This window comes from Pseudonocardia sp. N23, assembly GCF_002583555.1.
Lineage (GTDB): Bacteria > Actinomycetota > Actinomycetes > Mycobacteriales > Pseudonocardiaceae > Pseudonocardia.
The window spans coordinates 522965-533749 of record NZ_BEGX01000052.1; the positions used below are offsets into that span (position 1 = coordinate 522965).

Annotated in this window: 15 protein-coding genes; 10 read left to right on the plus strand and 5 right to left on the minus strand. The window is 75.1% G+C overall.

The features are described 5' to 3' along the window. Window positions 1–63: 63 nt before the first annotated feature. Both TOK_RS16085 and TOK_RS16090 read left to right on the plus strand, forming a co-directional pair. Window positions 64–444, plus strand: coding sequence for a hypothetical protein (locus tag TOK_RS16085; RefSeq protein WP_216361980.1), 381 nt, complete (start codon window positions 64–66; stop codon window positions 442–444). A 236-nt stretch (window positions 445–680) separates the two neighbouring features. Then, entirely contained in the window at window positions 681–1133 is a 453-nt protein-coding gene (locus tag TOK_RS16090) for a hypothetical protein (protein ID WP_141566412.1), read from the plus strand. Window positions 1134–1215: 82 nt separating this feature from the next. On the opposite strand, the gene TOK_RS16095 is transcribed toward TOK_RS16090, so the two are convergent. Together TOK_RS16095 and TOK_RS16100 are read right to left on the minus strand one after the other, a co-directional pair. Next, window positions 1216–2115 (minus strand): alpha/beta hydrolase, encoded by a 900-nt coding sequence (locus tag TOK_RS16095; RefSeq protein ID WP_098958633.1) that lies wholly within the window; start codon window positions 2113–2115, stop codon window positions 1216–1218. 292 nt (window positions 2116–2407) lie between these two features. Further along, window positions 2408–2923 carry a PaaI family thioesterase gene (locus tag TOK_RS16100; protein ID WP_098958634.1) on the minus strand — a complete coding sequence of 172 codons (516 nt, stop codon included), beginning with the start codon at window positions 2921–2923 and terminating at the stop codon, window positions 2408–2410. A 56-nt stretch (window positions 2924–2979) separates the two neighbouring features. Here TOK_RS16100 and TOK_RS16105 point away from each other — a divergent pair, with 56 nt between their 5' ends. From TOK_RS16105 to TOK_RS16115, 3 genes are all read left to right on the plus strand, one after another. Beyond that, window positions 2980–3471 carry a helix-turn-helix domain-containing protein gene (locus TOK_RS16105; protein WP_253258407.1) on the plus strand — a complete coding sequence of 164 codons (492 nt, stop codon included), beginning with the start codon at window positions 2980–2982 and terminating at the stop codon, window positions 3469–3471. 44 nt (window positions 3472–3515) lie between these two features. Further along, window positions 3516–4415: a S9 family peptidase gene (locus tag TOK_RS16110; protein ID WP_141566413.1), complete on the plus strand. Its 900-nt coding sequence runs from the start codon at window positions 3516–3518 to the stop codon at window positions 4413–4415. Window positions 4416–4540: 125 nt separating this feature from the next. Continuing rightward, on the plus strand, window positions 4541–5077 hold the full coding sequence (locus tag TOK_RS16115; RefSeq protein WP_098958637.1) for a hypothetical protein: 537 nt from the start codon (window positions 4541–4543) through the stop codon (window positions 5075–5077). Here TOK_RS16115 and TOK_RS16120 read toward each other — a convergent pair. Continuing rightward, window positions 5074–5655: a helix-turn-helix domain-containing protein gene (locus TOK_RS16120; protein ID WP_098958739.1), complete on the minus strand. Its 582-nt coding sequence runs from the start codon at window positions 5653–5655 to the stop codon at window positions 5074–5076. The two genes, TOK_RS16115 and TOK_RS16120, sit on opposite strands and share 4 nt — an antisense overlap. Window positions 5656–5733: 78 nt before the next feature. On the opposite strand from TOK_RS16120, the gene TOK_RS16125 reads away from it, so the two are divergent. The 3 genes from TOK_RS16125 (at window position 5734) to TOK_RS16135 (ending at window position 7630) form a co-directional block, all read left to right on the plus strand. Continuing rightward, window positions 5734–6714, plus strand: a complete 981-nt coding sequence (locus TOK_RS16125; protein WP_098958740.1) for an NAD(P)/FAD-dependent oxidoreductase — start codon at window positions 5734–5736, stop codon at window positions 6712–6714. Between the two features lie 62 nt (window positions 6715–6776). Beyond that, complete coding sequence (locus TOK_RS16130; RefSeq protein WP_098958638.1) at window positions 6777–7211, plus strand: heme-binding protein; 435 nt, start codon at window positions 6777–6779, stop codon at window positions 7209–7211. 50 nt (window positions 7212–7261) lie between these two features. Then, window positions 7262–7630, plus strand: a complete 369-nt coding sequence (locus TOK_RS16135) for a nuclear transport factor 2 family protein (RefSeq protein ID WP_141566414.1) — start codon at window positions 7262–7264, stop codon at window positions 7628–7630. A 57-nt stretch (window positions 7631–7687) separates the two neighbouring features. On the opposite strand, the gene TOK_RS16140 is transcribed toward TOK_RS16135, so the two are convergent. After that, window positions 7688–8143: a protein-tyrosine phosphatase family protein gene (locus tag TOK_RS16140; protein WP_098958741.1), complete on the minus strand. Its 456-nt coding sequence runs from the start codon at window positions 8141–8143 to the stop codon at window positions 7688–7690. A 299-nt stretch (window positions 8144–8442) separates the two neighbouring features. Here TOK_RS16140 and TOK_RS16145 point away from each other — a divergent pair, with 299 nt between their 5' ends. Beyond that, the gene (locus tag TOK_RS16145; RefSeq protein ID WP_253258408.1) at window positions 8443–9252 is read left to right on the plus strand and encodes a putative protein N(5)-glutamine methyltransferase; all 810 of its coding nucleotides are present in this window, start codon (window positions 8443–8445) and stop codon (window positions 9250–9252) included. Here the strand turns inward: TOK_RS16145 and TOK_RS16150 are convergent. Then, entirely contained in the window at window positions 9231–9695 is a 465-nt protein-coding gene (locus TOK_RS16150) for a hypothetical protein (protein ID WP_098958640.1), read from the minus strand. The two genes, TOK_RS16145 and TOK_RS16150, sit on opposite strands and share 22 nt — an antisense overlap. 37 nt (window positions 9696–9732) lie before the next feature. Between TOK_RS16150 and TOK_RS16155 the strand changes: the two genes are divergently transcribed. Continuing rightward, window positions 9733–10725, plus strand: a complete 993-nt coding sequence (locus tag TOK_RS16155) for an arsenic resistance protein (protein ID WP_098958641.1) — start codon at window positions 9733–9735, stop codon at window positions 10723–10725. Window positions 10726–10785 lie beyond the last annotated feature (60 nt).

The window sequence follows — 10785 nt, forward strand, 5'->3', positions numbered from 1 at the left end:
CGGGGCGGTGACGTCGGTCGGCGACCGGTCCGCCGGAGCCGGGACCGCGTCACAATCGACGTCATGCCGTCCACGCCCGGCCGGGGCCCCGCCGCGAGGCTGTCCGGCGACGACGAGGTCGTGCGTGCCCTGCTCACCCGCACCGTCGGGAAGCTGCGCCGGTCCGATCCCGGAACGCGTCCGCCGCTGTGGGCGCGGGGTATCGACGTCGTCGGCCCCGGCCTCGGCGCGATGACCCAGGACGTCCGCCGTCACGCGCCCGGCCTCGATCTGCTCGCCGGCGCCGCCCATCCCGACCGCGGCGACGCCCACCTGATGGCGATCTCCCCCGCCCGCTCCGCCGGGGTGCGCGGGCTGACGACCGACGTGCCCCGCATCGAGGACGCCGTCGTGCTCGGCCGCGATGCGGTCGTCACGGCGTTGCGGGCGGTCTCAGTGCTGTGAACGGTCACCGCGGGTGATCGACCCCGGTTCTCACTCAGCGCAGTGACCTGCCCACTTCGATCATGAGTTGTCCACAGGCCCGCGACTCGTCACAGTAGGTGACATGATTGTGATTCACTCACACGTCGGCCGTCGATCCACAGGTTGGTCACAACCTGTGGATCGCGACACACCACAGCGCGAACCACTCCGATAGCCGCGTTGACCGGATTCACGCGGCAGGGCCAGGGTTGGTGGTGATCTGCGCTCTCCACGACGAACTGCTCCGCGACGCACGCGACTTCGGCGGCCCCGACCTCGTCGCCGACATCGACCACGAGGCCCGGACGTGGGTCGACGAGGCACATCCGTGGGACGGCACCGGCGACGAGCCCGGCGACCGCCGGTCGGCCTACCTCGCCGTCTGGTGGCAGCGGATCGACCTCGAACGCGCCGAACGCATCGGCACCCTCGTGCAACGTTCCGACGGTCGCTGGGAGCCCATCGGCCCGGTCCGCTGTCCCGACGGACACACCTTCGGGCCGCGCCGCGTCCTCATCGGCTGGATCCCCTGCCAGTGCCGCGGCCATCACTGCTGGACCTGCCAGGCCCCCACCGACGACGGCGTCTGCGGCCTGCAGACCGTGCACCCGTTCCCGGGCCCGCGGTGTCGCGAGGTCGGCATCGGCGCCCTGCCGCGCACGACCTGACCTCCGCACCGATCGGGCGTGTCACCGGTGCACGACGAGCACGCCCACGACTCGCTCGGTGTCGCCCGGTGAGCGCGGAGCGTCAGCCGCCCAGGTGCTCGACGAACCAGTCGCGCGCCGGGCCGGAGGCGCCTTCGAAACCGTCGACGTACGCGTCGAAGTGCCCGCCCGGCAGGATCACCAGCCGCTTCGGCTCACGCGCGTTCTCGTACGCGTCGATCGCGAGGTGCGCCGGCGTCAGATGGTCCCCGCGGGCGACGACCATCATCAGCGGCGTCGGGCTGATCCGGCCGATGTAGGTGCCGGGCTCGTACTCGCCCAGCATCTCGACGGTCCGCAGCGTCACCTCGTTGCGCCACGACGGTGCCCGGTCCTTGCCGGTCTCGGTGAACCAGGTCCAGGAGTCCGGCGTGGGCAGGGCCGAGGGAGCCGTCGGGTCCGCGTCGACGACCGGCACCATCGCGGGCGGGTCGCCGGCGTAGCGGGCGGCCCGGTCGGCGTCGAACATCTCGCGGAAGCCCGCGCGGAAGTCGGCCCGCACCAGCTCCCCGATGTTCGCTGAGCCGCTGACCAGCGGGACCTGGGCGACGACGGCCTTCACCCTGCGGTCGATCGCGCCGACGACGAGTACGTGCCCGCCGGAGTAGCTGCTGCCCCAGATCCCGATGCGGGTGGGGTCGACCGTGTCGAGGGTCGTCGCGTACGTGATGGCGTGGCGGTAGTCGCGCACCTGCTCCCAGGGGTCGATCTCCTGGCGCGGCTCACCGTCGGAGGCCCCGAAGTTGCGGTTGTCGAACACCAGCACGTTCAGCCCCGCCGCCGCGAAGGACTCCGCGAACGAGTCGAGGTACATCTCCTTCACCGCGGAGAAGCCGTGCGCCATGACGACGGTCGGTGCCGGGCCCGATGCCCCGTCGCCGCCGTAGAACCAGCCGCGCAGCGTGACGCCCTCGGCGTCGAACTCGATGTCTCGTCGGGCCATGGTCGCTCCCCGGGTCACCCGGTCCCGCCCCGCGCCGGACCGGTCCTGCAGCCGGCCTCGACTCCGCTGTGAGACCGGCCACTCCGACGCTAGGCGCTGACCCCGTGTCTCCATGCCGCCGGACGGGTCACGTCCCGCACCGCACGCAACCTCACGGCTGCCCGCGAGGCTCCACAGAGCCGTGGGGTTGCGGCCATCCGTCCGCGCGGGACCTCACGGCTGTTCCGAGCCGCTCGGGCAGCAGTGAGGTCGCATCCGGTCGTCGCCGCGCCTGGTCCGGCCGTCGCCGCAGTCAGGAGGTCGCGGGGCGGAAGATCATGCAGGAGCTGGTGGCGTGGGCGAGGAGGCGGTCGGCACCGTCGAGCAGCTGCGACTGCGCGAGCGCGGTGCGCCCGCCGAGCTGCAGGACCTCACCGACGCAGCGCACGGGGCCCGTGCCGTCGGTGATGGGGCGCAGGAACTTCACGGTGAGGTCGAGGCTCGTGTAGTAGGCCCCGGCGGGCAGGCGGGACTGCACGGCGCAGGCGGCGGCGGAGTCGAGCAGCGTCGCGTAGACGCCGCCGTGGACCGAGCCGATCGGGTTGTAGTGGTACTCCGCGGGTTCGAGCCCGAACTCGACGCGGCCGGCGTCGACGGAGACCAGCGTGATCCCCAGGGTGTCGACGATCGGCGGGGACGGGAGCTCGCCTGCGGCGATGCGGCGCAGGAAGGTGAGGCCGTCGTCGACGCGGGCCGCGGCGGCGGTGAGGCGCGGGTCGCCCCACTCGTAGGTGCGGGACCGGACGGGGGCCTCGGGCTGGGCGGACATGGGCCCGACTCTACGAGGCCTGGGTATCGCTGAGCAACCCAGCTAGGATGGCGGGCGTGGACGCAGCGACGACATGGGCCGACCTCGACACGGGCAACTGCTCCGTCGCGCGGACGGCGGCGATCGTCGGCGACGCCTGGACCCTGGTGCTGCTGCGCGACCTGTTCAACGGCGTGCGCCGGTTCGACGAGCTCGCCGCGCATCTCGGCGTCGCCCGCACCGTGCTGACCCGGCGGCTCACCACACTCGTCGACGCCGGGCTCGTCCGGCGCGAGCCCTACCGCGAGCCCGGCCGACGGGAACGTCACGAGTACCGGCTCTCGGCCGCGGGGCGGGACCTGCTGCCGGTCGTCCTGGCCCTGATGGCCTGGGGCGACGCCCACCTCGCCGACGACGAGGGTCCGTCGGTCGTCGTCGAGCACCGGGGGTGCGGTGCGCCGGTGCACGTCGCGCTGCGCTGCGCGGACGGGCACGAGGTCGATCCGCACCGCGGCACCGTCGCCCGTCCCGGACCGGGTGCGCGGACGCAGGTGCGCGCGTCGTCGTGAGCGGCTCACAGGGGTGGCACAGGGCCGCAGGGTAGAACCGGGGCGTGCGCGGGGCGAGGGCAGCGGCGGCGGGGATGCTCGCGGCGGCGCTGGTCGTCGCGGGGTGCGCGGCGGCGCCGGTCGGACAGCCCGTCGACCCCTCCGCCGTCCACGAGCGACCCGCCGTCGCAGGCTTCCACGGCGAGCTGCACCTGCCGCCCGGCGGCGGGGCGACGGCGCGGCCCGCGGTGCTCGTCGTCGGCGGGGCGGAGGGCGGGATCATGATCGACCCGCTGGCCGCGGCGCTGGCGCGCAAGGGTTTCCCGGCGCTGGCGGTGGCGTACTTCGGGCTGCCCGACCTCCCGCCGACGCTGAGCCGCATCCCGCTGGAGTATTTCGCCGGGGCGCTGCGGACGCTGGCCACACAGCCGGGGGTGGACCCGCACCGGATCGTCGTGTGGGGTGTCTCGCGGGGAAGCGAGGTGGCGCAGCTGCTGGCCGTCGACTTCCCGGACCTGGTGGCGGGGGTCGTCGCCGACTCGCCCAGCTCGGTGGTGCACGCGAGCAGCACCTCGCCCGACGTGGCGGCGTGGACCCTCGGCGGGCGCGATGTCGCCTACACCTCGGTCGCCCACCAGGACGACCCGCAGGCCCCGGGCGCGACGGTCGACGGCTCAGCGATCGACGACGCCGCGATCGTGGGCCCGATCCTCACGATCTGCGGGGACGCCGACCGGCTGTGGCCCTCGTGCGCCTTCGCCGACGCGATCGCGGCCCGCTCGCCGCGCGTGACCCGGCTGGTCTTTCCGGGAGCCGGGCACTCGTTCGTCGGGCTGTACCTGCAGGGCGCGCAGGCGCCGGGGGTCGCGGCCCGCTCCGCCGCCGCGGGCGGCACCCCGGACGCGGACACCGACGCGGCGATCGACGCCTTCGACCGTGCGGTGGGGTTCATCGCGTCCGTCTGACCGGCCCCGACCCGCCGGGTCGACAACAGGCTGGTTCCGGCGGCGCGCAAGAGCAGTCCGGTGTCGAGCTCGGTGCCGCGGCTGCATCGGCGGAATCCGGTCGACGGCATCGCGAGAATGATCGGGTGGACGTCCGATTCACCAAGCTGCCGCGGGGCCGGCGCACCTACAGCGTGGTACACCGGGCCGACGGCGTGCGCTGGAGCGTCGACGGCGGCGTCGCCGGGCCCGGGCTCCCGCACGACCTGGTGCACTTCGTCGTCGAGCGCGCGATCGGCGAGGAGCACGGCTTCTGGGGTTCGGTCGCGGCGGGCGTGGTGTTCGGGAGCATGTCCCATCTCGACGGACGCCGGCCCCCGCACGGCAGGGAGAGGTCGACCCTGCTGCTGCGGGAACGCCGCGGTGGGCTGCAGGCGGCGGAGCTGCTGGTGAACCTGGTCGAGCACGTCGCCGAGCAGGGCATGACGTCGACGGAACAGGTCCGCGCCGCAGCCCGCACCCACCTGTCGACGGTGCAGCGCGCCGAGGTCGATCCCGCCCGCGTCCTCGACGCCGCGCAGGCCCTGCACGACATGGAGTCGCGCTGGGCCGAGCTCGCCGAGGGCGAGGAGCTGACGGTGCAGTGGCCGACCCCGCGCCCCGCGCGTCGGCGACGGCGCTAGGAGCGACGTCCGCTCGCCCGCAGGTGCGCCCGTTCTCCCATCTTCCCGAACAGGCTGAGCGCCTCGACGGGCTGGTCGCCGGTGGAGAAGCCGTGCGGGACGTGGCAGTCGAACTCCGCGGCCTCGCCGGAGCCGAGCACGATCTCCTTGTCGCCCAGGGTCAGCGTGAGCCGGCCGGTGATGACGTAGACCCATTCGAAGCCCTCGTGCGTGCGCAGCTCCCCACACTCCAGGCCGGGCGGGTAGACGAGCCGGTAGGGCCGCGGCTGCACCGGGCCGCGCGTCAACGGGTAGGCCGTCGCCCGGCCCATGCGTACCGGTTCGAGGCCCCGTACCCGCGGGTCGGGGACGGCGGGTTCGGTGCCGACGAGGTCGTCGAGGCCGACGCCGTGCGCGCGGGCGATGGGCAGCAGCAGCTCCAGGGTGGCCTTGCGCTGCCCGGACTCCAGCCGCGACAGAGTGCTCGTCGAGATGCCGGTGGCGCGCGAGAGCGCCGCGAGGGTGAGGTCGCGCTCGCGGCGCAGCTGCGCGAGCCGGGGCCCGACGCCGGCCAGCACGGCGGTCGGGTTCTGGGTCATCGTCTCGGCGGTCACGATTCCTTGCTACTCCAGCAACGACGTTGGCGCAATGGCACGCCCTTGTTGCACGGTGGCGGCATGACAACGCAGAACTTCGACGTGGTGGTGGTCGGCGGCGGCGCAGCGGGGCTGTCGGCCGCCCTGATGCTCGGGCGGTCCCGCCGTTCGGTCCTGGTCCTCGACGCCGGCGAGCCGCGCAACGCCCCCGCGGCCGGGGTGCACGGCCTGCTCGGCCACGAGGGCACCCCGCCCGGCGAGCTGCTGCGCGCGGGCCGGGCGGAGGTCGAGGCGTACGGGGTGGTCGTCCGGGCGGCCCGGGCGAGCGCCGCGACCCGCGACGACACCGGCTTCGTCGTGACCCTCGACGACGGCACCCCCGGCGACGGCACGACTGTTCATGCGCGGCGGATCGTGCTCACCACCGGCGTCGTCGACCAGCTGCCCGACGTCCCCGGCCTCGCCGCCCGCTGGGGTCACGACGTCCTGCACTGCCCCTACTGCCACGGCTGGGAGGTGCGCGACAAGAAGATCGTCGTCCTCGCCACCGGGCCCATGGCCGTGCACCAGGCGCTGCTGTTCCGCCAGCTCTCCGCCGACGTCACCGTCGTCCTGCACGAGCAGCCCCCGCTCGCCGACGAGCAGGCCGAGGAGCTCGCCGCGATCGGCGTGCGGGTCGTCGCCGAGGAGGTCGCCGAGGTCGTGGCCGAGAACGACGTGCTCACCGGTGTGACCCTGCGCTCCGGGCAGGTCGTCGCGGCGGAGGCGGTCGTCGTCGCCTCGCGGCCCGTCGCCCGCCCCGACCTGCTCGCCGACCTCGGCCTGGAGACCGCCGAGCTGCCGGGCAACATGGGAACGCACGTGCCCGCCGACGCGATGGGCGTCACCGCCGCACCCGGGGTGTGGGCGGCGGGCAACCTCGTCGACCCGTTCGCACAGGTCGGAGCCTCCGCGGCTGCGGGCGCCAAGGCCGGCGCGATGATCAACGCCGACCTCGCCGCCGCCGAGGCCCGCGAGGCGGTGCAGCGCCGGCGCGCCCTCCACGCGGAGCCCGCCCGGTAGGGGGATGTGACCTGCGCGTGCGGCCGGCGTGAGATTTCCAGCCTCGTGGCAGGCTCCCCGGCGTGAGCATCTCCCTCGAACAGGCTCAGACCGTCGTCACCGCCGCCCTCGCCCACGGCACCGAGCAGGGGTTCAACCCGCTCACCGTCGCCGTCCTCGACCCGGGCGGCGCGCTCGTCGCGCTGGCCCGTCAGGACAACTCGGGCAACCTGCGGCCGGACCTCGCCGTCGCCAAGGCCTACGGCGTGCTCGCGCTCGGCATGACCAACCGCGCCATCGCCGCCCGCGCCGCCGACTCCCCCGAGTTCTTCACCTCCGTCGCCACGCTCGCCGGCGGCAGGATCCTGTCCGTCCCGGGCGGCGTCTTCGTCCGCGACGACGAGGGCCGGCTCCTCGGCGCCGTCGGCGTCACCGGCGACGCCTCGCTCAACGACGAGGCCGCCGCCGTCGCCGGCATCCGCGCCGCCGGGCTCGTCCCGGTGACCGGCGCCGAATAGGCCCTCCTTCGGCGGGTGCACAGCGCGCACCGGCGGGGCACTATCGGGGAATGACCCCGGACCTGGTGCGTGCCTTCGAGAGCGCGGTCAACGCCGTCGACGTCGACGCGGCCGCCGCGCTGGTCACCGACGACGTCGAGGTCGGCGGCCCGCGCGGCGCCGCCCACGGCGTCGACGTCCTGCGGCAGTGGGTGTCCGGCTCCGGCATCTCGCTCACGACAGTGCGGTTCTTCGGCCGCGACGACGTCGCCGTCGCACTGCAGGACGCCCGTTGGATCGACGACGACACCACCCGGCCGGTCGCCACCGAGTTCGCCACCCGCGACGGCCGGATCAGCCGCATCGTCCGCCACGACTCGGGGCTCGACGACGCGCTGACCGCAGCCGGTCTCAGCGAGGCCGACGAGATCGCGCTCTGACCCCCGGCCTGCGTCGCGTCCGGAGGCGACGGTCGCCCGCGAGACCGGACCTGCCCGTCAGCGACTGAGCAGCCCCGGGAACGCCAGGATCCAGCGGCGCTGCCCCGGCGTCTCGACGGCATGCGGCCGGTAGTTCGCGCGCACCCAGGTGAGGGCGTCGTCGGCGGGGTGACCGGCGAGGATCGCCATGCACGCGATCACGGTTCCGGTGCGGCCGGTGCCGCCCAGGCACGCGATCTCCACGCGCTCCCCCGCCCGCGCCCGCTCGTAGGTGGCGACGATGCGCGCGGCGGCATGGGCGTCGTCGCGCGGCGTGCGGAAGTCCGGCCAGTCGAGCCACTCCGCGGGCCAGCCGGGCAGCCGGACGGCCTTGCGGGACCACCACGTGCGCTCCGGGCTGCCCAGACAGAGCCCGAACTCCGGCAGCGGGCCGGCGGGCACCGGCTGGCTGCGTCCGCGGCCGCGGACACGGGTGCCGTCGGGGAGGGTCGTCGCGTCGGTCAACGTGCTCACGCGGTCAGTGTCCGGGGCCGGCCGCCGGGGGTCGACGCGCACCCGGCCCTGGTCCGCGTCATCACCCCGAGCGTGGTCCCGGAGCTGCGCGGCACTCTGACGACACGCTCGATCGGGAGCCCGTGCATCGAGCGTGTCACCGGCGCGGGACCGCGCTCACGACACGCTCGGTCCCCGAGGGTGGCCCGGGGGCGGGGCGACGGGGTCGGGGCGACGGGGTCGGGGCGACGGGGTCGGGGCGACGGGGTCGGGGTGCGGGCGCGAGACTCGGGCCCGCATCCCGCTCGCGAGAGGAACCCGTGTCCGAGACCTTCCCCGATCCCGCGCTGCGCGACCGCACGATCGACGCGCTGCGCGCCGCCGGCTGCGTCTTCGCCGAGGACGAGGCGGCGCTGCTGCTCGCCGAGGCCCGTGGGCCGGAGGCGCTGGCGGCGATGGTGGCCCGCCGCGTCGAGGGCGACCCGCTCGAACAGATCGTCGGATGGGCGGAGTTCCGAGGGCTGCGGGTCGTCGTCGAGCCGGGGGTCTTCGTCCCGCGGAGGCGCACCGGGTTCCTCGCCGGGCTGGCGGTCGCGGCGACCGGCGACGGCGCGACGGTCGTCGACATGTGTTGCGGCGCGGGCGCCGTCGCGATGGCGGTGCGGGCGGAGTCGGGGGCGGCGTCGGTGCACGCGACCGACGTCGATCCGGCCGCCGTCACCTGCGCCCGGCGCAACCTCCCACCGCGGACCGTGCACGAGGGAGACCTCTACGCCGCCCTCCCGACGCAGCTGCGGGGCCGGGTGGATGTCGTCGTCGCCAATGCCCCCTACGTCCCCACCGACGAGATCGCGACGATGCCACCCGAGGCCCGGCTGTTCGAGCCACCGGTCGCGCTCGACGGTGGCGCCGACGGACTCGACGTCGCCCGCCGGGTCGTCGCCGGTGCCCCGCACTGGCTGGTCGCACGCGGCACCCTGCTGGTGGAGACGAGTGTCCGGCAGGCGCCGGCGTTGCAGGAGTGGTTCGCGCGCAACGGGTTCGAGGCGACGGTCGAGTCCGACGACGAGATCGGCGGCACCGCGGTCCGGGGCGTGCTCAGCGACGCTCAGGGCGGCCGCCGGGAGTGACGCGGCGGCGCACGCCGAAGGCCCGCCGCTCCGGCCCGTGGTCGCGCCGGTGCCGCAGCCGGCGCAGCGCGTCGTCGACGGACGGCCGCGTGCCAACCCGGTGAGCCTGCGGTGCACCACGGGGTCGAGAAGCACGGCGGCGGTGTCGACGGCCGCGTCCCGGTCGAGGCGCAGCGGGCGAGCCCGTCGACGACCCACGCCGCGACGACACGGCGGCGCCGGTCGATCTCGCGGGCCAGCTCGGCGATGGCCGGGTCACCGGCCGCGGCGGCGTCGACGACGGCGTGCACCCCCGCGACCCGCTCCCCGACGACGGCGACGAGGCCGGTGACGGCGGGTGCGGCGAGGTCGCCGGACACCGGGTCGAGGGCCGTCCGCCCGCCGGACAGCCGGGGATCCTGGTGAACGTGCTGGTCCGCGGCGGGTCCCGACAGGCAGGTCACCCGATGGGCCGGTCCCCGGCTCGGGCAGCCTGGTCGCATGCACCATGCCGGACGGCCCGTTCCCCAGCCCCGCGGGGTGAGGGTCGCCGGCGCGCTGGAACGCCGGCAGGTCCCGCTGTACGTGGGCGCGATCGTCGCGGGCGTCGTGCTCGGGCTGTGCGTGCCTGGTGCCGGTCCCGGCTTGTCGACGGCCGTCGACCCGGTGCTGGGCGCCCTGCTGTTCGTGACGTTCCTGCAGGTCCCGGCGCGGGAGCTGGCCGGGGCGTGGCGCGCGGGGCGGTTCCTGGGCGCGGTCCTGCTGGTGAACTTCGTCGTCGTCCCGGCGGTCGTCGCGGTCCTCGCCGCCTTCCTGCCCACCGACGACGCGCTGCGTGCCGGGGTGCTGCTGGTGCTGCTCGCGCCGTGCGTCGACTACGTCGTGGTCTTCAGCCGCCTCGCCGGCGCCGCGGCCGACCGGCTGCTCGCCGCGACCCCGCTCCTGCTGGTCGCGCAGATGGCGCTGCTGCCGGTGTACCTGCGGATGCTCGGCGGGCCGGGTGTCGGCGGCGACCTCGGCCCGTTCGTCGAGGCGTTCCTGGTGCTGATCGTCGTGCCACTCGCGTCGGCGTGGGCCGTGCAGGCGTGGGCGGCGCGGCACCGGGCGGGAGCGGTGTTCGCGGCGGGCGCGGGGACGCTGATGGTCCCGTTGATGGTGGCGACGCTGCTGCTCGTCGTCGCCTCCCAGGTCCCGGCGCTCGGCGGCGACCCGGCCGTCCTCGTCGTGGTCCCGGTGTACGTGGTGTTCCTGCTGATCATGCCGTTCCTCGGGCTCGGGGTGGCCCGGCTGCTGCGGCTCGGCCCCGGCGAGGCCCGGGCGGTCGTGTTCAGCGGTGCGACCCGCAACTCGCTGGTCGTCCTGCCGCTCGCGCTCGCGCTGCCCGCCGGCGCGGGGGTCGCGGCGGCGGCCGTCGTGACGCAGACGCTCGTCGAGGTGCTGGCGATGGTCGGCTACGTCCGCCTCGTCCCGCGCCTCGTACCCGCGCGGGCCTGACCCTCACGGGTGTGGTGGGCTGTCCGGCGAACGGACCGGGCACCTCCGCCGGACGCGAGA

Excerpts from the sequence above, each read along its gene's own strand:
- TOK_RS16085 (WP_216361980.1), top strand. The coding sequence starts at position 64 with ATGCCGTCCACGCCCGGCCGGGGCCCCGCCGCGAGGCTGTCCGGCGAC.
- TOK_RS16095 (WP_098958633.1), bottom strand. The coding sequence starts at position 2,115 with ATGGCCCGACGAGACATCGAGTTCGACGCCGAGGGCGTCACGCTGCGC.
- TOK_RS16100 (WP_098958634.1), bottom strand. The coding sequence starts at position 2,923 with ATGTCCGCCCAGCCCGAGGCCCCCGTCCGGTCCCGCACCTACGAGTGG.
- TOK_RS16120 (WP_098958739.1), bottom strand. The coding sequence starts at position 5,655 with ATGACCCAGAACCCGACCGCCGTGCTGGCCGGCGTCGGGCCCCGGCTC.
- TOK_RS16125 (WP_098958740.1), top strand. The coding sequence starts at position 5,734 with ATGACAACGCAGAACTTCGACGTGGTGGTGGTCGGCGGCGGCGCAGCG.
- TOK_RS16135 (WP_141566414.1), top strand. The coding sequence starts at position 7,262 with ATGACCCCGGACCTGGTGCGTGCCTTCGAGAGCGCGGTCAACGCCGTC.
- TOK_RS16155 (WP_098958641.1), top strand. The coding sequence starts at position 9,733 with ATGCACCATGCCGGACGGCCCGTTCCCCAGCCCCGCGGGGTGAGGGTC.